This window comes from Haemophilus parainfluenzae (assembly GCF_003252725.1).
GTDB classification, from domain to species: Bacteria; Pseudomonadota; Gammaproteobacteria; order Enterobacterales; family Pasteurellaceae; genus Haemophilus_D; species Haemophilus_D parainfluenzae_L.
Window position 1 is genome coordinate 79,737 of the sequence record NZ_QEPO01000001.1, and the last position, 22,777, is coordinate 102,513.

Below are 22,777 nucleotides of genomic sequence, written 5' to 3' on the forward strand. Positions count from 1 at the left end.
AGCAAAATTGTTAAAAATGTTAAACTAATGTAATGATAGCATAACAAATAAACAAGACGAAAAAATTTAATGGAAATGACCGCACTTTATTGATGGCAGCGATCGTAAAGCGGTTGTAACTGTTGAATGGTTTTTGTGATAAATGAAACGGGATCAATTTGATGAAGTTCAGCTTTTTCAATGCTTTTACCAATGCACCAAAAATCTTCCTCTGATCGTAAAAAGAGATCTTTTTCAGCAATTTGTTTCACTTGGCGAAAGTCACCATATTCGCTTTCATCTTCTCGCCAAATATCAAAATCGGCAAATTGTTTGAAGTCAAATTGGTCAAGCCACTGATTATATTGTTGCACATTAATTTGTGAGCGATTTGCACGATAGCAATGCCAATCTAAACATACTCTTAGTCGGCGACGATTTAATAGCACAGAAAAAATAGCTGCAGAATTTTGGTTAAACTCGTATTTAAAATAAGCGAAGAAATGCGCGCGAACCTGCCAGCCATTGGTCCAACTTTCAATATGCGGTTTCGCAAAAGGCATGCCAAGTTGCTTTGCCACTTCTTGAATAATCGCTTTCCAGTTATCCCAATGTAATTTGTAATCAGCTTTAATTGCCGGAATATCTTCCGGACAAAATTTCTTCATCTGGGCGAATTGGTAGAACGGAATATTGAACAGTTCGCAAGATTCAGCATTAAGTGAGAGCATAGTGTTTCCTTAAAAATCACAGTAATTTTTGACCGCACTTTGTGTGAAGAGCTGTTTATCTTCCCAACGCAACATAGTCATTCGATTATTCCACACACAACCTGTATCTAAGGCATAAATACCTTGAGGGAGATTCTCATCGACTAAACTTGCCCAGTGCCCAAATACAATCGGGATCTGTTTATAAAGAGGATTATCCAAATTAAACCAAGGTATAAGCTCCGCCGGCGCATCTTTCAAAGAGGATTTACAGGCAAAATCAAAGCGATGATCTGAATAGCAAAAACGCATTCGAGTGAACGCATTAATAATGTAACGATGACGTGCTAAGCCCTGCAAATCTGGCGACCAACGATTGGGTTGTTCTGAATACATATTTTCAATGAGATAATAAAAATCACCATGCTGTAAAATGTGTTCCACTTCAGCTGCACAAGATTTCGCGGTTTCCAAATCCCAATCTGGCGAAATGCCTGCATGTGCCATCAGGAAGTTTAATTTTTCATTATGCACAAGTAAGGGTTGATGGCGTAACCAGTCAATAAGTTCATCAAAATCGGGCGCATTAAAAATAGCATCGACACGATCACGAGGCTTCACTTTTTTAATACCCAGTGCGGTTGCAATTAGATGCAGATCGTGATTACCAAGGACAGTCTGTGCCGCACTTCCAAGTGATTTTACAAAACGAAGACATTCAAGTGATTTATCGCCACGCGCCACAAGATCCCCCACAAGATAAAGTTTATCTTGCACAGGATTGAAGTTTACTCGTTCTAATAAAAGCTGTAATTCATCATAACAGCCTTGTAAATCACCGACGAAATAGGTTGCCATTTTTGACCGCTCTTTTACTATTCTGAATCTAAGATTTCATCTTTATTGACATCTACTGGTGGATTATCTGCCAACCAGTTGGCTAGGCGTGCATAATCTGCGATAGCTAAATTTTCTGCTCGTGCATTTAAATCAATACCAAGTGCGGTCAGATTTTCAGGTGAAAATAGTGTTGAAAGCGCATTACGCAATGTTTTACGACGTTGATTAAACGCTTGGGAGCAAACACGGTTCAACCAATATAGATCTTTTACAGGGTGAGGTAATTCTTTATGCGGAATTAAACGCACAACAGCTGAATCTACTTTCGGTGCTGGTTTAAATGCGGAAGGTGGCACTTCAAGCACAGGCATCACTTGGCAGAAATATTGCGCCATAATGGTTAAACGACCGTAAGCTTTACTATTTGGCCCTGCGCATAACCGTTTGACTACTTCTTTTTGCAGCATGAAGTGCATATCTTGAATCACATCGTGATACTTAAACAAGTGGAACATCAATGGGGTAGAAATGTTGTAAGGCAAGTTACCAAATACACGTAATTTCTGACCTTTTTCTGCTAAATGTTCTTTTGTATAAAGTTCACCAAAATCAAATTGCATGGCATCCGTTTCAATAACGGTGAGCTTTTGATGTAAAAATGGATGATGACGTAGACGTTCAGCTAAATCTCGGTCAAGTTCTACTACAGTAAGATGATCGACAAGCTCTCCAACAGGCTCTGTTAATGCACCGAGTCCTGGACCAATTTCTACTAAGAATTGATTGGGTTGTGGGTAAATTGCCGCCACGATACCTTGAATCACAGAAGTATCATGTAAAAAGTTTTGTCCAAAGCGTTTACGGGCGGTATGACCTAAGTGTTTTTTTGAATTCATAAAAATAATCTAATAAATGATACAGTTTGTGGTTGGTATCTTTAAATATCTAGCCACTCTGGTTTTATTTCTCTCGGAGAGAGAGCATTAACATTATCACGGTAATGAATAATATGGCATACATTTTTAGAATTGGGATGCCAATGCGTAAAATTTTCTTTGTCTTGCGAGTAAAAACAAATTATAGGTTTATTTAAACCCGAAGCAATATGAATAGTTGATGTATCAACCGAAATAAGTAGAGTACAGTTTCTAATCAACTCAATTGTATGGTAGATCGTTGTGCGAGAATTTGGATAAACAAACACATCGTCAAATTGATTAGCGATTCTACTTAAATGCTCATGAGTATCTGGTGTTGAGAGTAAGACCAATGGGCATTTACGATGATTTCTAATATATGCTAAGTAATCTACAATATGGGCATCGTTAAATTTTCTATTTTTCCCCGCGCCATAGAAGTTAATTGTAATGTAATTATTTAACTTGTTATCAGTAATAAACTGAAGAATTTCTTCTTTAGTTGAGCCATCTTGCGGAATATCATAGCTTTCATCACTTAGACTGATATTTGACTGGGCTAAAGCCTCTTTATAAATCTCTGAAAAATGACCGTCTTTAGTAATATTTATATTAAAAATATTATAATCCGCTTTTCTATAGCCTATATAATTACGCGCATTGAGTATTCTCAATAGCAACAAGTCTCGGTTTCTAAGTACAATGGTTGGATCAATGACAACATCGTATCTTTCTTTTCTAATAAGCAGTGCTGTCTTAATGTAGTCGAGAATGCTTCTTTTCTTTACAAGATAAATCTCATCAATATTATGATTTTTTTGGAACAGATAAGCGTTCTGTTTCGTGCAGATGACACCAATCTTTATCAAGGGGTTAAATTTCTTTATCTCCCGAAAAACAAAAGAACTAACGATATAGTCGCCAATTTTCCCATCTTGTCGCAAAAATAAGAAACTCTTAGGATGTTCTAAACTTTTTTGGAAGGGGGATCTTGACGATTTATCAAGTATCAATTTCCCGATTTTTAACCTTAGGGCTTTTAGCTTATTCATATTGTTTCCCATCATATGTCCATAAACTTTAATGACTTAGATGATAAATAGTATTTAGGGGAGAAATTATAATCGAGGTATCCTAATACGGAAGCAGGCAATTTCTTTCCATCTGTTGAATAAAAAAAGTAAAGTCTAACCTTAAACCAGAAAGGCGTTTAGCAATATTTTCTCTTCTTGTTGAATTTTTTAAACTAATTACAAATATTTTAGGTATAGCCATAAATAACCCTTGGGTTGAAGTCATTGTTTTACATACAGATTGAGGAACATCATAGTAAAGTTTGCTTTAGCCTTTTAGATAGGGGGCCACTTTGGGAAAGGTGATACTGCATAAGGCTATATCTTATTGGTCTCGTATGCTAAATTAAATTCTTTACCTAATTGACTTTAGTGGAACATTATAATCGAATTATTGAAAAAATAATGGGGATTTCAACAAAATACCATTTTAATCTTTCGTCTAACATTAAAAACGGCTATAATTCGCCCGTTTTTCATTTATAGCCGCAAAAAGTGCGGTCAAAAAATCATTATTTTAGAGGATAAAATGGCAAAAGAAGATTGCATTGAAATGCAAGGCACAATTTTGGAAACCTTACCAAATACCATGTTCCGCGTTGAGTTAGAAAATGGTCACGTGGTGACTGCACATATTTCTGGCAAAATGCGTAAAAACTATATTCGTATCTTAACGGGCGATAAAGTAACTGTAGAAATGACACCTTATGACTTAAGCAAAGGTCGTATCATTTTCCGTAGCCGTTAATTTAGAAATGAAAAGAAAAGCCGATATGTTGATATCGGCTTTTTTTGTTTGAAAAGCGTACAAATTATTTGAAGTCTGAAAAAAAATCTGTATAATCAGCGCCCTTAGCCACGTTCATTTTTTCGTTCCTTGCCTTTGCAGATTGGTGGCTAATCTACGTCAAAGGCTGATTAACCCGTAAGGAGCAGTAATGCGTCACTACGAAATCGTGTTTATGGTTCATCCGGACCAAAGCGAGCAAGTACCAGGTATGATCGAACGTTACACAGGTTCTGTTAAAGAAGCTGGTGGTCAAGTTCATCGCCTAGAAGATTGGGGTCGTCGTCAATTAGCGTACCCAATTAACAAATTACACAAAGCACACTATGTGCTTATGAATGTAGAAGCGCCTCAACAAGTCATCGACGAGCTAGAAACGACTTTCCGTTATAACGATGCTGTATTACGCAGTCTTGTTATCCATACTAAGCACGCCGTAACCGAAGCGTCCCCAATGAAAGCGGCTAAAGAAGAACGTAAACCTTTAGCTGAAGTTGAAAACAACGATTTTGAGGATGCTGAAGAGTAATTCAAAACTTGATAATCGCTTCTCGTTAATCGGCACAGTGTGTCAATTACCTAAACGAAGCAAAAGCCCTAACGGGATTGCGCATTGCCAGTTTTGGCTGGAACATCGTTCCGAACAAGTCGAAAGTGGTTTATCACGCCAAGCGTGGTTAAAGATGCCAGTTCAAGTCAGTGGCAATCAGTTAATAGAAAAAACTCAAAGCATTACGGTCGGCAGTAAACTTCTTGTGGTGGGGTTTATAACTTCACATAAAACCTCAAATGGTTTAACGCAGTTAGTATTGCATGCCGAGCAAATCGAATTTATAGATTAGGAGACAGCCAAATGGCACGTTATTTCCGTCGTCGTAAGTTCTGCCGTTTCACAGCGGAAAATGTTGTTGAAATCGATTACAAAGATATCGCTACATTAAAGAACTACATTTCTGAAAGCGGCAAAATTGTACCAAGCCGCATTACCGGTACTCGTGCGAAGTACCAACGCCAATTAGCACGCGCAATCAAACGCGCTCGTTATTTAGCGTTATTACCTTACTCTGATTCTCATCACAATTAAGAAGGAGTTAGGAAATGCAAGTAATTCTTTTAGATAAAATCGTTCACCTAGGTAACGTAGGTGATCAAGTTAATGTTAAATCTGGTTTCGCTCGTAACTTCTTAATCCCTCAAGGTAAAGCAGTTATGGCAACTAAAGCTAACATTGAACACTTTGAAACTCGTCGTGCAGAGTTAGAAGCAGCGGCAGCAGCAAGTTTAGCAGCAGCTCAAGCTCGTGCAGCACAAGTGACTGCATTAGGTTCTGTAACTATCGCATCTAAAGCTGGTGAGGAAGGTCGTTTATTCGGCGCAATCACTACTCGTGATGTAGCAGAAGCAGTAACTGCAGCAGGCGTTGAAATCGCGAAAAGCGAAGTTCGTTTACCAAACGGTCCAATCCGTACTCTTGGTGATCACGATGTTCGTTTCCAACTTCACGGCGAAGTATTTGCAACATTAGATGTTATCGTTGTTGCAGAATAATTATCAAAGTTTTTGATAAAAGAAAACCCGACGTTATGTCGGGTTTTTTGTTTATACAGATTTAGAAAAATATTTTTTCTTACTCAAAAATAGTATCTCAAATTATTTAAATTTATCTGCATATTTTTCACTATTAATCCAAGAATGATCTTGTTCCCAAGTAAACCGCCATTTTCTTACAGGACCAGCCATAACATTTAGATAATAATTGTCATAACCTGCAATAGTTGCGACCGGATGGTATCCTTTTGGTACTTGAACAACATCCCCATCATACACCGCCATACATTCATCTAGCGAACGATCATCAGTATAAACTCGTTGTAATGCAAAACCTTGTGATGGTGAGAAACGATGATAGTAGGTTTCTTCCAAATAGGTTTCAGTCGGAGAGTTTTTATCGTCGTGTTTATGGCTAGGGAAAGAACTCGTATTACCTTCATCTGTAAATACTTCAACAACCAATAAGGCATCTGCGGTTTCAGTCTCAGGGAGAATATTATGTACTAAGCGCTTATTATTTCCATATCCACGTTTTTCTACACCAACATCCTCTGGCTTAATTAAGCGAATTGGTAAACTACCTTGACTTGGTGCTCTACAAACAGCCAATTCTAAATAACTTTCAGCTTTGATTTGTACTTTTTGTTGGTGTGGAACATAGACTGAATAAGGTGGAATGCGCTCAAATGGAGAGGCGCGATTACCAATATGCTCGAAAGTGGCTTGGGATGTAACAATAGTAGCCTTACCAGCAACGAGAACAAAACAGGTTTCAGTATTTTCAGTATCAAAAGTTAGTTCTTGCTCTTCTTGTAGATGGTACATTTCAAAACCAACGTACTCCCAATTCGCTGTTTTTGGGGTGATTTTTTGTACTTCACCATTCTTTTCAGGATGATCTTTTCGTGATTTGGATAGTAAATAACTCATTTCATGCTCCTAAAATAGCCGAACAACTTCTTTAGATGATACTCCGTTCATTAAATTAATCTAGCGAGATTTCTAAAAAATCAGACATAGATCACATAAATGAAATAAAGTATCCAATATTTCATAAAGTGGATTGAAAAGTTCAATTTATTTGCCTACTCTATACTAGATTTAAAGAATGAGTATTGTTTTTTATGCAAGTTGTTATTCATTTGTCGCATCTTAATTTCTGAAACTGTATGAAGGAGTTCAAAATGGAAACTGTTTATAACTTTATTAATGGTAAACAAGTGCCAAGCAGAGGGACAAAAGCGCATCCAATTTATAATCCTGCAACAGGTGAGCAAATTCGCCAAGTGATTATGAGTACTCCGGATGATGTAAATGAAGCTATCGAAGTAGCACATAAAGCTTTTGCTGATTGGTCAGCAACCTCTCCGCTACGTCGTGCCCGGATTATGTTTAAGTTTAAAGAATTATTGGAAAGAGATTGGGATTCATTAGCACGTTTAATTGTAGAGGAGCATGGTAAAGTTTATTCTGATGCTTGTGGTGAATTGACTCGTGGTTTGGAAGTTGTTGAATTCTCATGCGGTATTCCTCATTTATTAAAAGGTGAATTTTCAGAGCAAGCAGGACGCGGCATCGATATTCATTCATCTTTGCAACCACTAGGGGTAACTGTTGGTATTACGCCGTTTAACTTCCCTGCAATGGTTCCAATGTGGATGTTCCCAATTGCATTAGCTTGCGGTAATACTTTTATTTTAAAACCAGCTAAAGCAGATCCTTCCTTATCTATTCGTTTGGCTGAACTGTTAAAAGAAGCAGGTTTACCAGATGGCGTATTTAATGTGGTACATGGTGATCGTCATGATAATGAAGTTTTATTGCGTGATCCGCGTGTTCATGCTGTGAGTTTTGTGGGTTCTACACCAGCTGCAGCACATGTATATAAAGTTGGTTCTGAATTCGGCAAACGCGTACAAACTTTTGGCGCAGCGAAAAACCATGCATTAATCATGCCGGATGCAGATATTGAATCTACCGCAAATGCTTTATTAGGTGCGGCATTTGGTGCTGCGGGTGAGCGTTGTATGGCGTTAGCATTGGCTGTTACGATTGACGATGAAACTGCAGATAAATTAGTGGCAGCTTTAAAACCGAAAGTAGAAGCACTGCGTTATGGTCCAGGTATTCCAAAAGATGGTGAAAAAGAGATGGATTTTGGTCCATTAATTACTCAGCAACATCTCAATAATGTGACAAATTACATTACAACCGGTGTGGAAGAAGGTGCAACACTTATTGTTGATGGTCGAGGTAAAAAACCAGTTGGTCATGAGAATGGTTTCTTTATCGGTGGTTCCTTGTTCGATAATGTCACTTCTGATATGGTGATTTATAAAGAAGAGATCTTTGGACCTGTATTAGGTATCGTCAGAGCAAAAAGCTTTGAAGAAGCAATGAAGTTAATTAATGAACACCCTTATGGAAACGGTACAGCTATCTTTACCTCTGATGGTGGTGCTGCTCGTGAGTTTGCATATCACGTTCAGGCAGGTATGGTGGGTATTAACGTGCCAATTCCAGTACCAATGTCATTCCATTGCTTCGGTGGTTGGAAACATTCATCTTACAGTACCTTGAACGTTTATGGACCAGACGGTGTTCGTTTCTATACGAAGATGAAAACAACAACAACACGTTGGCCAAATAAATATGTAATTGAAAATGCTGCATTTAGTATGCCGACACTTTAATTAACATAATTTTTTAAATCATGAAGAGGAGATAATCGTATTGAGGACGTTATCTCCTCTTGTTCTATGCAATAAATAGTAAGGATATCGTATGAAACAGGTTCGTATTGGTTTGGTTGGTACTGGGTATATCGGTCGTTGCCATGCTATTGCTTATGCTCAGGCACCAACAGTATTCCCACTTGACGCTGAATTGGTTCTGGAATATTTAGCCGAGATTACACCTGAATTAGCAGAGAAAAAGGCAAAAGAATTCGGTTTTAATCGTTTTACGGGCGATTGGAGGGATATTGTGCAAGATCCAAATGTGGATGTAGTAGATATTTGCACTCCAAACTTTCTTCATAAAGAAATTGCATTAGCAGCCATTGCCAATGGTAAACATGTTTACTCTGAAAAACCGCTAGCTCTCACTGCAGAAGATGCCAAATTAATGTATGAAGCGGCGAAGAAAGCAAATGTTAAGACCCTGGTTGGGTTTAATTACATAAAGAATCCAACTACTCAATTAGCCAGAGAAATTATTGCTAATGGTGAAATTGGAGAAGTAGTGCATTTTTATGGTACTCATAATGAAGATTACTTAGCTAATGAAAATACACCATTGGATTGGCATTGCGTGAAAGAAAAAGCAGGACTAGGTGCATTGGGAGATTTAGCCGCTCATATTGTGCAGATGTCTCAGTATTTATTAGGGCAGGATATTCGGGCTGTTATCGGAGATATGCAAACAGTAATTAAAAATCGCCCAAATCCTCATAATTTACAAGAGCGTTTAGATGTTGAGAATGAAGATCAGGCGACAGCATTGGTTCGATTTGATAATGGATGCATGGGAACTATTGAAACGTCTCGAATTGCATGTGGACGAAAAATGGGACTGAGCTATGTGATTACGGGGACAAAAGGCAGTATTTCTTATACTCAAGAAAGAATGGCGGAATTAAAGCTTTATTTACATGATGAAGATCCAGCAAGACAAGGATTTAAAACAATCCTTACTGGACCATTGCATCCTGATTACAAGAATTTTTGTGTGAGCGCAGGTCATGGCATTGGTTTTAACGATCAGAAAACGGTGGAGATCAGAGATTTAGTAAATGGTTTAGCTTCACCTGAAGGTGTTTTATATCCTGATTTTGAAGAAGGATATAAGGTGTCTCGCGTGTTAGATGCAATAGCATTATCGTATCACCAAAAACGTTGGGTAAATGTGGAAGAAATAGCGTAATTCGATGAGGGGCATTCAATTATAGTGCCCCTTATTTTTTTATTATTAATCGGAAGATTTTGCGAATAGTAAATATTTTCGACTAAAAAGTAAGATCTACTTCACACTTTCAAAAAATGACAGTTGCAGAAAATCTTCTTTTAATGATATAGATAGTGTTGGATGATTTATTCCAATTTGTACCTCGATGAAATTTATATTCGCATACTGTGAGAGTATAGCTGTATTTCAGTCTTTGTTATTCGTTTAACTAATAAAGGGAGTAGCATTATGAAAAAAACATTGCTTGCGTTACTTTGTGGTGGAGTTTTATTAACGTCTCAAGCTGTTATCGCTAAAAATGTTGTGATTGGTGCACCAATGGTTGCCTTTTCTGATAAATGGCAAACCTATCTTCAAGATGCCATTCGTGAGTTTGATAAAGCACATGATGATGTGGAAATTAAACTCGCAGATGCGAATGGTGACCCCGCTCGTTTATTAAATGATGCAGAAACATTTATCGATCAAAAAGTTGATGCATTACTTGTTGTTCCAACAGATCCAAATATTGTTAAGGTTATTGGCAAAAAAACTAAACGAGCCGGTATCCCTCTCATTATTATCAATCGTAAACCATTAGATGAAGATATGCAGTACGTTACTAGTTATGTAGGATCGGATGAAATCGAAGGTGGACGTATTCAAGCTAACTTTATTGTTGATACCTTAAAAGGTAACCCTGCTGAAGCTGCAATCTTGATGGGACCTTTAGGTCAAGATGCTCAAATTAAGCGTACACAAGGCAATAAGGAAATTTTTGGTCAGCATAAAAATATTAAAATTTTTACTGAACAAGAAGGTAAATGGGATAGAGCTAAAGGCCTAGAAATTGCAGAAAACTTACTTGCGGCAAATAAAAACTTAAATGTTGTTGTTAGTAATAATGATGAAATGGCGATTGGGGCGGTATTAGCAGGCAGAAAATTAGGTCTTAAAGATGAAGATTTAATTATTGTTGGTCTTGATGCAACACCTGATGCATTAGATTATTTAGGTAAAGGATTAGATGCAACAGTATTCCAATCAGCTGCAGGACAAGGTTCTGCGGGGGCTGAAATGGCCTACCTTGCTGCAAAAGGTGAAAAAGTTCCAGCTGTGAAATGGGTACCTTTTGAACTCGTTACACCAGATAAAAAAGAGGAATATCAAGCGAGATATAAAAAATAGATTTTCTCATCTAAATAACGGAAGGGTGATAACCCTTCCGGTTAAAGCTAAAGAGATTTATTAATGGAGGGATGAACAATGTTAAAAAAGGTATGCATTTTAGTTATTAGTCTCTTTTTTGCCCCAGTTATTTTAGCCAAGTCGATAGTAGTTGGCGTTTCAATGTATAGCCTTGCAGATAAATATCCTACTTATTTGCAGGATTCCATGGATAAGTTTGTCGCCTCCCAATCTAACCTTAAATTTAAATATGCCGATGCAAATGGCGATCCCGCCAAGATGTTAAATGATGTGGAAAATTTTATTGATTCGAAGGTTGATGCTTTGATCATTATGCCAACAGATCAAAAGATCGTAAAAGCCATTGGATTAAAAGCAAGAAAAGCGAAGATTCCTTTAATTGTGGTAACAGTGAAACCGAATGAAGAAGACATGCAATATGTAGCGAGCTACGTTAGTTCTGAAGAAATTAAAAGTGGTGAAATGCAGGGAGAATTTATTGTTAATTCATTGGATGGTAAACCAGCTAAAGCCATTATTTTACTTGGACGTTGGGTTTAGAAGCTCAAATTAAACGAACAGAGGGTAATAAAAAGATCTTTGCACAGCATCCTGAAATCAAAGTGGTCGCAGAACAAGAAGCAAAATGGGATAGAGCTAAGGGGATGGAAGTCGCAGAAAACTTGCTTTCAGCTCACCGAGATACAAATGTAATTCTAAGCAATAATGATGAAATGGCGATAGGGGCTTTATTGGCTGCAAAGAAACTTGGCTTTAAAGATGAAGACATACTCATTGTAGGAATTGATGCAACACCAGATGCTTTAGCTTATTTAGGTAACGGATTAGATGCTACCGTTTATCAATCTGCATCAGGACAAGGACGATTGAGTGCAGAAATGGCCTACAAGGCTGCGCTTGGTGAAGACGTTCTCAAATATAACTGGATTCCTTTTGAATTGGTTACCCCAGAAATGAAGGAACAATATATCAACAAATATAAGGAGTAAATTGACCGCACTTTATAACGTTATTTCCGTATTTATTTTTACCGAGTCAAGGAGTTAAACATGACGAATAGTAATAGCTCAAATTCTCCCTATATTTTAGAAATGAGAAATGTATCGAAAACATTTCCTGGGGTTAAGGCATTAGATCAGATCAATCTCCGGGTCAAGCGTGGAAGTGTTCATGCTCTGATGGGGGAAAATGGAGCTGGTAAATCCACATTGATGAAAATTCTATATGGAATTTATATTCCTGATGAAGGTGGAGAACTTATTCTAGATGATAAACCTTTTAAACCGGGACGCCCTATTGATGCAATTCGTCGAGGTCTCACTATGGTGCCTCAGGAAATTTCTCCTGCTGCTAATTTGACGATTGCGGATAATTTTTATTTAGGTCGAGAAATAACGAAAGGTAAATTTTTCCTTAATCAAAAAGCAATGAATGAGCAAGCTTCCGCTATTTTAAAAGAACTTGGTGTGCCAATGGATGTTACAGAAAAAATGTCCGATGTATCGGTCGCAAAAGCTCAGTTGGTTGCGATTGCGACAGCCGTTTCTAATGATGCGAAAGTGATCATTATGGATGAGCCAACAACGGCATTAACTGAAAATGAAGTAGATCAACTTTATCGCATTATTGAGACGGTTAAAGCAAGAGGCATTGCGATTATCTTCATCTCTCACAAATTAGATGAAGTTTTTAGAGTGTCTGATGAGATCACGGTAATTCGCGATGGTCAATATGTGGATACGAAGCCAACAAAAGAAGTGACCAAAGAACAACTCATTTCCATGATGGTTGGCCGTGATATGTCAGAAATGTTCCAACGTGAGCGTTTTGAGTTATCTGATGAGATTGTTTTAGAAATTAAACATTTTACCCGAGAAGGAAAATATCAAGATATTAATTTTGCTGTACGTAAAGGTGAGATCTTTGGAATTGCTGGATTAGTTGGAGCAGGTCGTTCAGAAATTGTAGAAGGCTTATTTGGTTATAAACCTGCGGATAGTGGTGAGATTTATATTAAAGGCGAAAAAGCGATTATTAATAATCCACTAGATGCCATGAAGCATAAAATTGGCTTTGTAACTGAAGACAGAAAATTGACAGGCTTGTTCCTAAATCTGAGCATTACAGACAATATGATCATGCCTGAAATGTCGCCTTATTTAGAGAATTTTCTCGTATCTGTTGCAAGAGCACAAAAAACGGCAAATGAACAAAAAACAAAACTCAAAATAAAAGCGCCAAATGTGGATGTGATTACGAATAATCTGTCTGGAGGTAACCAACAAAAAGTATTGCTTGCTCGTTGGTTATTACTAGAGCCTGAAATTTTGATTTTAGATGAACCAACGAAAGGGATTGACGTAGGGGCTAAAGCTGAGCTCTATAAATTGATGGTTGAGTTATCAAAACAAGGTAAAACAATCATTATGATTACGTCAGATATGTTGGAGCTTTTATCAATGAGTGATCGCGTTATGGTTATGCATGAAGGGCATCAAGTTGGCATCATTCCACATACAGAATTGACTCAAGAGCGAGTACTTGAATTAGCTTCGGGTTAGCGTCTATTAATTAGAATAGTTTATTTATTAAGATTAAAAAAGTGAGAGGTTTATTATGGAAAACGTGACACTGAAGAAAATGATTAATGCGTATGGAATGGTCTTAATTTTAATTCTTCTCTTTTTGGCATTGTCTGTTTCGATAGACGGCTTTTTTTCAGCTAGAACAGTATGGAGTATTATCGAACAAGTATCCATGTTTGGTATTATTGCAATTGGTGTAACCTTCATCATTATCACAACGGGTATCGATCTATCATCTGGTTCTGTGGTGGCGCTTACAGCAGTCGTTTCTGCTTCAATTGTAACTGGTGGCGATAGCGTATCATCAGCGCTATTGGCTTTTGCTGCATCAATTTTAATTGGTGCTTTATTGGGATTGTTTAATGGTGGATTTACAGCGCTTGGTGGTATTCCGCCGTTTATCTCAACTTTAGGTATGATGATTATTGCACGTGGTGCCGCACAGCTTTACTCTGATGGTCGTCCAATTGATGCCTCTTCAGAAGCATTTACCTGGATTGCGGATGTAAATATTTTTGGACTTCCTGGGCTGGTCTTGCTGTATATCTTAATTGTAATCGCTTCTCATATTTTACTTAGCCGTTCAACCTTTGGTCGTCATGTTTATGCAGTAGGTGGAAACCTGAATGCAGCTAAAATCTGTGGTATTAACACAAATAGAACATTAATTTGGGTTTATATTCTAGGTGGTGCATTATCTGGATTAGCGGGTGCTTTACTTGCATCACGAACCTATGCTGGTAACCCATCTTACGGTTTGGCTTGGGAGCTTGATGCTATCGCAGCAGCAGTTATTGGTGGGGTTTCTTTAAGTGGAGGTTTTGGTACGATTCCAATGTGTGTGATTGGGGCTTTAATTATCGGTACCACCAATAAAGGCTTAAATATGTTAGGTGTGGATCCATACTGGCAACAAATTGTTAAAGGGGCAATTATTGTAATCGCAGTATTACTTGATACCTTAAAACGTCGCAAAAAAGGGTAATGTAGACAAATATCTATTGATTTCAGAAAAGGCTACCTATGGTAGCCTTTTTATTTGAATTAAGATTTAAAGCATAAAGAGAATAATACATATATACGTTTTTATTAAGAAAAGTGCGGTCAAAAAAGAGGATGTTTTTGAAATGATGTAGTAATTATCTGAAATGCTAATTGGACTTATTGGCAACAAAATCTCTATGGTAAATGAGGGAATGTTTCTCACCATTTTTTGTCGTTTTAGGATATAAAAAAGACCTAAATTTCTTTAGGTCTCTTTCCATATTTATATGTTTAGTTCTAAGCGATTTCTGCTAATTTAACTGGGCGTCCTTCATCTAATGAACGTTTAGCCGCAAGTGCGATAATCACTGGTTGCAACCCATCATTACCATTCACTAAAGTCGGTTTGTCGTTCACTACGGAATCAACAAAACAAGCCATCTCGTCAGCAAAAGATTGCATATAACGTTCTAAGAAGAAGTATTTAGGTTTCTCGGCAATCACACCGGCTTCACAGGAATAAACCGCAGTAGAATCGGTATCATTGCGAGTTTGCACCGCACCTTTTGAGCCGAATACTTCAGCTCGTTGATCGTAACCGTAAACTGCTTTTCGACTATTATCGATCACGCCAATAGCGCCGTTAGCAAGTTTTAAGGTGATAACAGCCGTGTCGATATCGCCAACTTTACCGATTTCTGGATTGACCAGCACACCACCAGCTGCATACACTTCTACAACCTCACTACCAGATAAATAGCGAATCATGTCGAAGTCATGAATGGTCATGTCGAAGAACATTCCACCAGATACTTTTACATATTCAATTGGTGGTGCATCAGGGTCACGAGAGGTTACTCGAATTAAGTGTGGTTCACCAATATCACCATTTTCTACACGAGTTTTAATCGCTTTGAAGTTATGGTCAAAGCGGCGATTAAAGCCAACCTGGAATTTTACGCCAGCTTTCTCCACTTCAACCAACACCTCTTTGATGCGATTGACATCTGCATCAACTGGTTTTTCGCAGAAAATGTGTTTGCCTGCTCGAGCAGCTTCAATAGAAATTGGCGCATGGGTATTGGTAGATGAACAGACTAATACAGCATCAATTTCCGGGTCTTGTAGAATTTGTTTGTAATCCTCATAAACATGAGCAATGCCCATGCCTTTTGCCCATTGTTTGAGCTCATCCGTTACTCTGACGTCAGAAATTGCTTTAATTTCAGCGCCCTTCACATATTTTGTAATACTTTCAGAATGTACGCGACCAATACGACCGGCGCCAATAATACCTACTTTAATCATAATTAGATCCCCGCTGTTTCTTTAATGTATTTACGGCCTTTGACGGCGTATTCAAATGGGTTAGCGATGGCAGGGTCTTGTTCTGCCTCAACCACCATCCAGCCTTTATAATTGTGTTTTTCAAGAATATCAAAAATTGGTTTGAAATCGATTACACCATCACCTGGTACGGTGAATGTGCCTTTGCGAACACCTTCTAAAAAGCTAAGATCATTTGCTTTTACTTCAGCAACGACTTCATCACGCACATCTTTTAAATGCACGTGGCAAATTCGGTCGATGTATTTTTCTAATACGTCTAGCATCGCTTTTTGTGAGCCTTCAGAATAATAGATATGACCTGAATCAAATAACAAATACACGTCATCGTTAACGACAGCCATATATTTATCAATTTCAGCTGGAGTTTGAATACCTGTACCCATGTGATGATGTAGGCATACTTTCATCCCTTTTTCAGCTGCTAATTTGGCTAGTTCATTGTAGCCCTCAGCAAGGAGTTGCCATTCTTCTTCAGTAAAAACAGTTTTTTCTTTAAAAACAGCTTTTGTTGTGCCTTGGATACTACGGCTTTGTTCGGAACAGCCAATAACCTTGGCTCCCATAGCATGAAGAAAATCTCGATGTTTAATGAATTCTTTGATCGTTTCTTCTTTTTTGCCATCTACAAAAAAGGTACTAAACCAAGCATTACAAATTTGAATTCCACGAACACTCAATTTGTGTTTTAGCACTTCCACATCGCGCGGATATTTATTTCCGACCTCGCATCCAGTAAAACCGGCCAGCGCCATTTCACTAACACATTGTTCAAAGGTATTTTCTTTGCCAAGATCAGGCATGTCATCGTTAGTCCAACCAATTGGCGCGATACCTAATTTCACGTTTTCAGCTTTCATAGTATTTCCTTCTCGAAAGAGTGGTTAAATTGGAGATAAATCAAGTCTTTGACTAATAGCGTCTCGCTTCGTTAATGTGTTTCACACTATTTTCATGAGCTTTACGGATAGTCTCTTTTTTAGAAACCTCTGCTACGCCGACGTGCCACCAGCTACCATAGCCATGGATCATGGTTTTTGGTAGTACTTTGATATCAATTAAGGTGGAAACATTTTGTTTTTTAGCATCGGCTAAGGCGGCGTACAATTCTTCTTCTGTTGTGACTTTGTATGTCTTACATCCGTAAGAAGCAGCGTTCATGGCAAAATCGACAGGTACGAATCCACCATCTAATTTGTTAGTTTGTGGATTTCTGAAACGGAATTCTGTCGCAAAACTATCCATACCATTGCCGATTTGTAAGTTGTTAATACATCCGTTAGTCATATTGTCGAATAAAACTACGTTAATTTTTTTATTTTCTTGTACGGATGTGACAAGTTCAGAATGAAGCATCATATAAGAGCCATCACCCAATAAGGCATAAACCTCTTTTTCTGGTTGAGCTAATTTTGCGCCTAAAGCCGCATTGACTTCATAGCCCATACAAGAATAGCCATATTCTAAATGATAGGTATTTTCGCCTTTAGATTGCCACGCTCTTTGCAAGTCGCCAGGTAAGCTACCAGCAGCTCCAACAATGATATCGTTTTCACCTAAGGTCTCATTGAGAATGCCTAGAACACGGCTTTGTGTTAAGCAAGATTGAGTAAGCTTAATAAATTCCTCATAAACTTTTTCTCGATCCAAGGCATCATTTACTTCTGGGATGAAATCTTTTTCAGTGTAAGTCGCGTGATAAATACGTTGTAATTCCTGTTTAAATTGTGCTTTAGCTTCACTAATTGAATTGCCCCATTGAGCACGATAGCGATAACCTGTTGGCGAGAGAAGTGCGGTAAGTTTTTCTAACGTTTCTTTCGCATCAGCAACCACTTGAATGCCATCTAATTTATAAGCATCAAAACGGGCAATGTTAACATTTAGGAATTTTACCTCTGGATTTTGGAAGATCCATTTAGAGGAAGTTGTGAAATCCGTATAGCGAGTACCAATACCGATAATGAGGTCAGCCTCTTTTGCCAAGAGATTAGCGGCTAAACAACCTGTTTCGCCTACACCACCAACGTTAAAACTATGTTCAGAAACGACCGCACTTTTACCCGCTTGAGTCTCTGCAAAAGGAATATGGAATGTTTCTGCAAAGTGCTTGAGTTGTTCTGCGGCTTCTGAATAACGCACACCACCACCACAAATAATTAATGGTTTTTTCGAGCTCATAATAAGCTCAATAGCAGATTTCAACATCGGCTCAGTTGGTAGTGTTCTTTCAATTCTGTGAACCCGTTTTTGTAGAAAATATTCAGGGAAATCATAGGCTTCAGCTTGAACATCTTGAGGTAGCGCAAGAGTTACTGCACCGGTATCTGCTGGGTCAGTTAATACTCGCATGGCATTAATACAGGCAGTCATCAATTGCTCAGGACGGCTAACACGGTCCCAATATTTGCTTACTGCTTTAAATGCATCATTTGTGCTAATGCTTAAGTCGTGAAATTGCTCAATTTGTTGTAAAACAGGATCAGGTTGGCGGGTTGCAAACACATCACCCGGTAAAAGAAGAAGTGGAATACGATTAGCTGTTGCGGTTGCAGCTGCTGTAATCATATTGGCCGCTCCAGGTCCAACAGAAGAGGTGCAAGCATAAATTTTTTTGCGTAGATTTTGCTTTGCAAAACCAATGGCCACATGAGCCATACCTTGTTCATTACGCCCTTGACGAGCGATGAGATTACCGCTGTCTTGTTCTAATGCTTGACCAATACCTAATACATTGCCATGTCCAAAAATACCAAAGATACCTTCAACAAATTTAGTGACTTTACCGTCAAACTCAATATATTGATTATCAAGGAATTTTATTAGCGCTTGTGCCACAGTTAGTCTTACAGTTTTCATTGTAATCTCCTTTTAGGGTAACTTGCATTAGTGCTAGTATATAAGCATTCTTCTAATTTTAAATATTTTTGAAATAAAAATTTCATTTTTGAGACATAGATCAAATTTTTTTTTAGCTCGAGAATTCGATTTTATAAATGAAGGTTAGACAGTGTAGTAAACAGGATTGTTTTAGATGTAGTAGAACAGTTTTTAGATATTGATTTTGTAATTAATATCTAAAAAATGAAATTTCGTTATTGCTTTTTTTGAAATATATGTTTCAATTTGTATTAGCGAAGCAACTTTATTAATTAGAAGGAATGGCATTATGAAAACGGTAGAAAAAACACTAGACCTCATTTGTCTCGGTCGCGTAGCTGTTGATCTTTATGCGCAACAAATTGGTGCGAGATTAGAAGATACATCTTCTTTTTCCAAATATCTAGGTGGATCTTCAGGTAATGTTGCCTATGGAACTGCTGTGCAAGGTGTGAAATCCTCAATGCTAGCACGTGTTGGGGATGAGCATATGGGCCGTTTCTTGCGTGAAGAATTACAGCGTGTTGGCGTAGATACCAGTCATCTCATTACGGATAAAGAACGTCTAACCGGACTTGTCATTTTAGGTATTAAAGATCAGGATACATTCCCATTAATTTTCTATCGTGAAAATTGTGCCGATATGGCTATTACAAAAGAAGACTTTGATGAAAGCTATATTGCCTCCGCTAAAGCATTAGCTATTACAGGGACTCATTTATCCCACCCGAAAACCAGAGAAGCCGTGTTAACCGCATTAGAGTATGCCGGTAGAAATAATACGAAACGCTTGTTAGATATTGATTATCGCCCAGTATTATGGGGGCTAACTTCTCTTGGTGATGGTGAAACTCGCTTTATTGATTCAGAAGCAGTGACAAAATCGTTACAAGAAGTATTACATCATTTTGATGTACTCGTGGGTACCGAAGAAGAATTTCATATTGCTGGTGGTTCAACTGATACATTAACCGCACTTAAAAATGTGCGTAAGTTCAGCCATGCTGTTTTGGTTTGTAAACGTGGCGCATTAGGTTGTTCAGTATTTGAAGGGGATATCCCTGATGATTTGGATGGTGGATTAAATGTTTATGGCGTGAGAGTGGAAGTGCTGAACGTGCTTGGTGCAGGGGATGCATTCATGTCAGGGCTCATTCGAGGTTACATTAATAATGAAGGTTGGGAGCAATCTTGCCGTTATGCAAATGCGTGTGGTGCATTGGTTGTGTCTCGCCACGGTTGTGCTCCAGCAATGCCAACAAAAGCCGAGTTAGATAATTACTTAGCTCGCGCAGAATCAGTACCTCGTCCAGATTTAGATCCACAATTAAATCATTTACATCGAGTCACTACCCGAAAAGCAAAATGGGATAATTTATGTATCTTTGCTTTTGATCATCGCAAACAGTTAGTTGATCTCGCTGAGAAATGTGGTGCAGATGTCAAACGAATTCCTAAATTGAAACAACTTCTCTTACAAGCTGCAGAAAGAACTGCACAGGAAGAGGGAATTTATGATGGACAAGCAGGAATTCTTGCCGATACTACTTTTGGTCAAGCTGCACTAAATGAAATTACCGGTAAACATTGGTGGATTGGACGTCCAATTGAACTTCCAGCTTCTCGCCCATTACGTTTGGAATATGGTGATTTAGGTAGTCAATTAGCAACCTGGCCACAAGAACATGTAGTGAAATGTTTGGTCTTTTACCATCCGAAAGACAGTATTGAAATGAAAACAGAGCAAGATGCAATATTAAAACAAGTGTATCAAGCTTGCTGTCGAACCGGGCATGAATTGCTATTAGAAGTGATTTTACCTTCAGATATGGAGCAAAATGAAGAATACTATGCTGAAATTATTACTCATTTCTATCATTTGGGCATTAAACCGGATTGGTGGAAATTACCGGGTGTTTCAGCAAAAGCTTGGGCACATATTAGCGAAGTCATTCAAGCAAATGATCCATATTGCCGTGGAATCTTGATTTTAGGTTTGGATGCACCGGAAGATAAGTTTAAAGCAGTATTTGATGCATCAGCTAATGCACCTTTAGTCAAAGGTTTTGCTGTAGGACGAACAATTTTCGGGCAACCATCAGGAGATTGGTTAAGTGGAAAATTAACAGATGATGGGCTTGTTGCTGAAGTGAGTGAAAGATACAGAAGACTTATTAAACTTTGGAAATCTCGTCAATAATTGTAAATGTAAAATGCCCCATATTGGGGCATTTTTATTATTTGGTGTTTTTATCTTTTTCTTTTTCTAAACCTAATACAATTGCGAGTGTTTGCACGAGGGTCATTGTTGAACACTGAGAACGGAAGCCGAGTACTTGTGCTTCTTTGATGACAAATGCAATATCACTAAATGCAAGTAATGGACTAATTTGGCTATCCGTAATAGAAATTTGTTTAACCCCTTTTTTAGCACAAACTTTACTAATATTAACCGTTTCGGCTGCATAAGGTGAGAAACTAATGGCGACAACAACATCTCCTTCTTTGACTTGATTAAGCTGCTCATCAAACATTCCACCTAATCCATTAATTAAAAAAGAACGACAATCTAAGTGTTGTAAGGCATAGTTTAAATAGCAGGCAGCACTAAAAGAACGCTTTAATCCAATGATAAAAATATTATTGGCCTCTTTGAGGATTTTGGCTGCTTCATTAATTTGTTCATTTGTAGTTTGTTCCGCTAACTGATGTAATGCTTGGCTATTAGCCTGTGAGAAAATAGTCAAAATATCTTCTGGTGATTCTTCACCTTCTGATTTAGCAATTTTATGTGAAAGTTGAAGTCTTTCCGTGTAATTAGTGGTCTTTTCCATAAGATTTTCACGGAAGATTTGTTTCATTTCGTTAAAACCGGAAAAACCGAATTCAGAAGCAAAACGAATAAGCGTTGAAGGAGGAACATCAGCCTTTTCTGCAATAACGGCAACGGTATCAAAAACAATACTGTCGCTATTATCTAAGATATATTTTGCAACTTGTTTAAGTCTTTTACTTAAACTATCGTAACGAGTTTGTATTTCTGTTTGTAAATTGGTTAATTGAGATTTTTCTTTCATATAAAGTTATTTTTAGAATAAATGTTCTCAGATCTTATAGAGATGAACGAAAAATTCAAGAAAAAAGTGCGGTCATTTTTGACCGCACTTTTACTTATCAATTTAGTATTTTTAAATTACAAACCTAATACGGCAAATAACACCCAAACAGTGTAAATGGTTGCGAGGCCGTAGAAGATAAATCCGCCTGCTGGCACGTGGATTTTAAGATCGTGCATCGCATGATTGATACGGTGTAAACCACACCACATTGGGAAAATTGTTAAAACTAAAATAATTAATTTTCCGATCCAAGAATAAGCGAATGTAATTAAGTTATGTGGATCAATTAATCCGAATGGCAACAATAAACCAAGGATTAAGATTACCACAGGGAAGAAAATCGCACTGACAGTCCCGCCAGCACCAAACATCAACCATACTGGCGGTTCACCAGAGCGTTTTGGATTTTGATCGACCATTTTTTCTCTCCCTACATATAAACTAAAATTAATGCGATAACACTAATCACAGCTGTAACTGCCCAAAGTGCATTTCTTAACACGTGATGTGGCAAACGTTCATTTTTAACAATGATGTTCATCACTTTTGGTGTCATCACAAAATAAGTTGCAGTGTGATATAAAGTCGCAATTAATGTGATGATATTTAAGAACACCACAATTGGATTTCTTAAGAAGCCAATGAAATCAATAATGCCTAGACCTGGAACAGGATTGCTTGCAAGGCAAAGTACGCCATAAAGCAATACGATACAGAACCATACAGCAAAGATAGAGGTTGCTTCACGCACCATATAAGCTTTGTAGAAATCCAATTTTTGCCACCAAGTAGCCGTCATTGGGCGAACATATTTTTTACGTTTACTTAATGTTACTGACATATTCTTCCCC

General features: G+C 37.8%; 23 protein-coding genes and 1 pseudogene. 12 read left to right on the forward strand and 12 right to left on the reverse strand.

Annotated features, from left to right (window positions below):
• Window positions 1-86: 86 nt before the first annotated feature.
• The 5 genes from DPV85_RS00460 to DPV85_RS10035 all read right to left on the reverse strand — a co-directional run bounded on the left by DPV85_RS00460 (window position 87) and on the right by DPV85_RS10035 (window position 3,745).
• On the reverse strand, window positions 87-710 hold the full coding sequence (locus DPV85_RS00460) for a glucose-6-phosphate 1-dehydrogenase family protein (protein ID WP_111326381.1): 624 nt from the start codon (window positions 708-710) through the stop codon (window positions 87-89).
• A 9-nt stretch (window positions 711-719) separates the two neighbouring features.
• On the reverse strand, window positions 720-1,547 hold the full coding sequence (gene apaH / locus DPV85_RS00465; RefSeq protein ID WP_111326382.1) for a bis(5'-nucleosyl)-tetraphosphatase (symmetrical) ApaH: 828 nt from the start codon (window positions 1,545-1,547) through the stop codon (window positions 720-722).
• A 17-nt stretch (window positions 1,548-1,564) separates the two neighbouring features.
• Window positions 1,565-2,425 (reverse strand): 16S rRNA (adenine(1518)-N(6)/adenine(1519)-N(6))-dimethyltransferase RsmA, encoded by an 861-nt coding sequence (gene rsmA / locus DPV85_RS00470; RefSeq protein ID WP_111326384.1) that lies wholly within the window; start codon window positions 2,423-2,425, stop codon window positions 1,565-1,567.
• Between the two features lie 41 nt (window positions 2,426-2,466).
• A complete protein-coding gene (locus tag DPV85_RS00475; RefSeq protein WP_049356214.1) occupies window positions 2,467-3,498 on the reverse strand; it encodes a glycosyltransferase family 9 protein in 1,032 nt (343 codons plus the stop codon).
• A gap of 82 nt (window positions 3,499-3,580) precedes the next feature.
• Window positions 3,581-3,745, reverse strand: a complete 165-nt coding sequence (locus DPV85_RS10035) for a glycosyltransferase family 25 protein (protein ID WP_332107980.1) — start codon at window positions 3,743-3,745, stop codon at window positions 3,581-3,583.
• 303 nt (window positions 3,746-4,048) lie between these two features.
• On the opposite strand from DPV85_RS10035, the gene infA reads away from it, so the two are divergent.
• From infA to rplI, 5 genes are all read left to right on the forward strand, one after another.
• Complete coding sequence (gene infA / locus DPV85_RS00485) at window positions 4,049-4,267, forward strand: translation initiation factor IF-1 (protein WP_005627617.1); 219 nt, start codon at window positions 4,049-4,051, stop codon at window positions 4,265-4,267.
• Window positions 4,268-4,457: 190 nt separating this feature from the next.
• Window positions 4,458-4,835, forward strand: coding sequence for a 30S ribosomal protein S6 (gene rpsF / locus DPV85_RS00490; protein ID WP_005627620.1), 378 nt, complete (start codon window positions 4,458-4,460; stop codon window positions 4,833-4,835).
• Complete coding sequence (gene priB / locus DPV85_RS00495; RefSeq protein ID WP_005627623.1) at window positions 4,822-5,148, forward strand: primosomal replication protein N; 327 nt, start codon at window positions 4,822-4,824, stop codon at window positions 5,146-5,148. Before rpsF ends, priB begins: the two co-directional genes overlap by 14 nt.
• Window positions 5,149-5,159: 11 nt before the next feature.
• Window positions 5,160-5,390, forward strand: a complete 231-nt coding sequence (rpsR, locus tag DPV85_RS00500) for a 30S ribosomal protein S18 (protein ID WP_005696867.1) — start codon at window positions 5,160-5,162, stop codon at window positions 5,388-5,390.
• Between the two features lie 14 nt (window positions 5,391-5,404).
• Window positions 5,405-5,854 (forward strand): 50S ribosomal protein L9, encoded by a 450-nt coding sequence (gene rplI / locus DPV85_RS00505; RefSeq protein WP_049368816.1) that lies wholly within the window; start codon window positions 5,405-5,407, stop codon window positions 5,852-5,854.
• Between the two features lie 102 nt (window positions 5,855-5,956).
• Here the strand turns inward: rplI and iolB are convergent, their stop codons facing one another.
• On the reverse strand, window positions 5,957-6,787 hold the full coding sequence (gene iolB, locus DPV85_RS00510) for a 5-deoxy-glucuronate isomerase (protein WP_054419135.1): 831 nt from the start codon (window positions 6,785-6,787) through the stop codon (window positions 5,957-5,959).
• 254 nt (window positions 6,788-7,041) lie between these two features.
• On the opposite strand from iolB, the gene DPV85_RS00515 reads away from it, so the two are divergent.
• The 6 genes and pseudogenes from DPV85_RS00515 to DPV85_RS00540 all read left to right on the forward strand — a co-directional run bounded on the left by DPV85_RS00515 (window position 7,042) and on the right by DPV85_RS00540 (window position 14,581).
• A complete protein-coding gene (locus DPV85_RS00515; protein ID WP_054419141.1) occupies window positions 7,042-8,550 on the forward strand; it encodes a CoA-acylating methylmalonate-semialdehyde dehydrogenase in 1,509 nt (502 codons plus the stop codon).
• A 91-nt stretch (window positions 8,551-8,641) separates the two neighbouring features.
• The gene (locus DPV85_RS00520; protein WP_111326385.1) at window positions 8,642-9,781 is read left to right on the forward strand and encodes a Gfo/Idh/MocA family protein; all 1,140 of its coding nucleotides are present in this window, start codon (window positions 8,642-8,644) and stop codon (window positions 9,779-9,781) included.
• 270 nt (window positions 9,782-10,051) lie between these two features.
• Complete coding sequence (locus DPV85_RS00525) at window positions 10,052-10,990, forward strand: substrate-binding domain-containing protein (RefSeq protein WP_111326387.1); 939 nt, start codon at window positions 10,052-10,054, stop codon at window positions 10,988-10,990.
• A 78-nt stretch (window positions 10,991-11,068) separates the two neighbouring features.
• Window positions 11,069-12,000 (forward strand): annotated as a pseudogene (locus DPV85_RS00530) (substrate-binding domain-containing protein).
• 60 nt (window positions 12,001-12,060) lie between these two features.
• Entirely contained in the window at window positions 12,061-13,572 is a 1,512-nt protein-coding gene (locus tag DPV85_RS00535; protein ID WP_111326388.1) for a sugar ABC transporter ATP-binding protein, read from the forward strand.
• A gap of 55 nt (window positions 13,573-13,627) precedes the next feature.
• The gene (locus tag DPV85_RS00540) at window positions 13,628-14,581 is read left to right on the forward strand and encodes an ABC transporter permease (RefSeq protein WP_111326390.1); all 954 of its coding nucleotides are present in this window, start codon (window positions 13,628-13,630) and stop codon (window positions 14,579-14,581) included.
• A 296-nt stretch (window positions 14,582-14,877) separates the two neighbouring features.
• Here the strand turns inward: DPV85_RS00540 and iolG are convergent, their stop codons facing one another.
• From iolG to iolD, 3 genes are read right to left on the reverse strand one after another with little or no spacing between them, the layout of a single operon-like run.
• Window positions 14,878-15,888 (reverse strand): inositol 2-dehydrogenase, encoded by a 1,011-nt coding sequence (gene iolG, locus DPV85_RS00545; RefSeq protein ID WP_111326392.1) that lies wholly within the window; start codon window positions 15,886-15,888, stop codon window positions 14,878-14,880.
• Between the two features lie 2 nt (window positions 15,889-15,890).
• Window positions 15,891-16,787, reverse strand: a complete 897-nt coding sequence (gene iolE / locus DPV85_RS00550) for a myo-inosose-2 dehydratase (RefSeq protein ID WP_111326393.1) — start codon at window positions 16,785-16,787, stop codon at window positions 15,891-15,893.
• 52 nt (window positions 16,788-16,839) lie between these two features.
• Window positions 16,840-18,786 carry a 3D-(3,5/4)-trihydroxycyclohexane-1,2-dione acylhydrolase (decyclizing) gene (gene iolD, locus DPV85_RS00555; RefSeq protein ID WP_111326395.1) on the reverse strand — a complete coding sequence of 649 codons (1,947 nt, stop codon included), beginning with the start codon at window positions 18,784-18,786 and terminating at the stop codon, window positions 16,840-16,842.
• Window positions 18,787-19,096: 310 nt separating this feature from the next.
• Here iolD and DPV85_RS00560 point away from each other — a divergent pair, with 310 nt between their 5' ends.
• A complete protein-coding gene (locus DPV85_RS00560; RefSeq protein ID WP_111326397.1) occupies window positions 19,097-21,007 on the forward strand; it encodes a bifunctional 5-dehydro-2-deoxygluconokinase/5-dehydro-2-deoxyphosphogluconate aldolase in 1,911 nt (636 codons plus the stop codon).
• A gap of 37 nt (window positions 21,008-21,044) precedes the next feature.
• Here the strand turns inward: DPV85_RS00560 and DPV85_RS00565 are convergent, their stop codons facing one another.
• The 3 genes from DPV85_RS00565 to frdC all read right to left on the reverse strand — a co-directional run bounded on the left by DPV85_RS00565 (window position 21,045) and on the right by frdC (window position 22,767).
• Window positions 21,045-21,884, reverse strand: a complete 840-nt coding sequence (locus tag DPV85_RS00565; protein ID WP_014064787.1) for a MurR/RpiR family transcriptional regulator — start codon at window positions 21,882-21,884, stop codon at window positions 21,045-21,047.
• 116 nt (window positions 21,885-22,000) lie between these two features.
• The gene (gene frdD / locus DPV85_RS00570; protein WP_111326399.1) at window positions 22,001-22,345 is read right to left on the reverse strand and encodes a fumarate reductase subunit FrdD; all 345 of its coding nucleotides are present in this window, start codon (window positions 22,343-22,345) and stop codon (window positions 22,001-22,003) included.
• Window positions 22,346-22,356: 11 nt separating this feature from the next.
• Window positions 22,357-22,767: a fumarate reductase subunit FrdC gene (gene frdC, locus DPV85_RS00575; RefSeq protein ID WP_049381565.1), complete on the reverse strand. Its 411-nt coding sequence runs from the start codon at window positions 22,765-22,767 to the stop codon at window positions 22,357-22,359.
• Window positions 22,768-22,777 lie beyond the last annotated feature (10 nt).

What these genes read in the sequence shown, in the direction of transcription:
- DPV85_RS00560 (WP_111326397.1), top strand. Translation starts at nt 19,097, where the DNA reads ATGAAAACGGTAGAAAAAACACTAGACCTCATTTGTCTCGGTCGCGTA.
- DPV85_RS00520 (WP_111326385.1), top strand. Translation starts at nt 8,642, where the DNA reads ATGAAACAGGTTCGTATTGGTTTGGTTGGTACTGGGTATATCGGTCGT.
- frdD (WP_111326399.1), bottom strand. Translation starts at nt 22,345, where the DNA reads ATGGTCGATCAAAATCCAAAACGCTCTGGTGAACCGCCAGTATGGTTG.
- iolE (WP_111326393.1), bottom strand. Translation starts at nt 16,787, where the DNA reads ATGAAAGCTGAAAACGTGAAATTAGGTATCGCGCCAATTGGTTGGACT.
- apaH (WP_111326382.1), bottom strand. Translation starts at nt 1,547, where the DNA reads ATGGCAACCTATTTCGTCGGTGATTTACAAGGCTGTTATGATGAATTA.
- iolG (WP_111326392.1), bottom strand. Translation starts at nt 15,888, where the DNA reads ATGATTAAAGTAGGTATTATTGGCGCCGGTCGTATTGGTCGCGTACAT.
- iolB (WP_054419135.1), bottom strand. Translation starts at nt 6,787, where the DNA reads ATGAGTTATTTACTATCCAAATCACGAAAAGATCATCCTGAAAAGAAT.
- frdC (WP_049381565.1), bottom strand. Translation starts at nt 22,767, where the DNA reads ATGTCAGTAACATTAAGTAAACGTAAAAAATATGTTCGCCCAATGACG.
- rsmA (WP_111326384.1), bottom strand. Translation starts at nt 2,425, where the DNA reads ATGAATTCAAAAAAACACTTAGGTCATACCGCCCGTAAACGCTTTGGA.
- DPV85_RS00540 (WP_111326390.1), top strand. Translation starts at nt 13,628, where the DNA reads ATGGAAAACGTGACACTGAAGAAAATGATTAATGCGTATGGAATGGTC.
- priB (WP_005627623.1), top strand. Translation starts at nt 4,822, where the DNA reads ATGCTGAAGAGTAATTCAAAACTTGATAATCGCTTCTCGTTAATCGGC.
- infA (WP_005627617.1), top strand. Translation starts at nt 4,049, where the DNA reads ATGGCAAAAGAAGATTGCATTGAAATGCAAGGCACAATTTTGGAAACC.
- DPV85_RS00475 (WP_049356214.1), bottom strand. Translation starts at nt 3,498, where the DNA reads ATGAATAAGCTAAAAGCCCTAAGGTTAAAAATCGGGAAATTGATACTT.
- DPV85_RS00525 (WP_111326387.1), top strand. Translation starts at nt 10,052, where the DNA reads ATGAAAAAAACATTGCTTGCGTTACTTTGTGGTGGAGTTTTATTAACG.
- DPV85_RS00460 (WP_111326381.1), bottom strand. Translation starts at nt 710, where the DNA reads ATGCTCTCACTTAATGCTGAATCTTGCGAACTGTTCAATATTCCGTTC.
- rpsF (WP_005627620.1), top strand. Translation starts at nt 4,458, where the DNA reads ATGCGTCACTACGAAATCGTGTTTATGGTTCATCCGGACCAAAGCGAG.
- DPV85_RS00535 (WP_111326388.1), top strand. Translation starts at nt 12,061, where the DNA reads ATGACGAATAGTAATAGCTCAAATTCTCCCTATATTTTAGAAATGAGA.
- DPV85_RS10035 (WP_332107980.1), bottom strand. Translation starts at nt 3,745, where the DNA reads ATGACTTCAACCCAAGGGTTATTTATGGCTATACCTAAAATATTTGTA.
- rplI (WP_049368816.1), top strand. Translation starts at nt 5,405, where the DNA reads ATGCAAGTAATTCTTTTAGATAAAATCGTTCACCTAGGTAACGTAGGT.
- rpsR (WP_005696867.1), top strand. Translation starts at nt 5,160, where the DNA reads ATGGCACGTTATTTCCGTCGTCGTAAGTTCTGCCGTTTCACAGCGGAA.
- DPV85_RS00565 (WP_014064787.1), bottom strand. Translation starts at nt 21,884, where the DNA reads ATGAAAGAAAAATCTCAATTAACCAATTTACAAACAGAAATACAAACT.
- iolD (WP_111326395.1), bottom strand. Translation starts at nt 18,786, where the DNA reads ATGAAAACTGTAAGACTAACTGTGGCACAAGCGCTAATAAAATTCCTT.
- DPV85_RS00515 (WP_054419141.1), top strand. Translation starts at nt 7,042, where the DNA reads ATGGAAACTGTTTATAACTTTATTAATGGTAAACAAGTGCCAAGCAGA.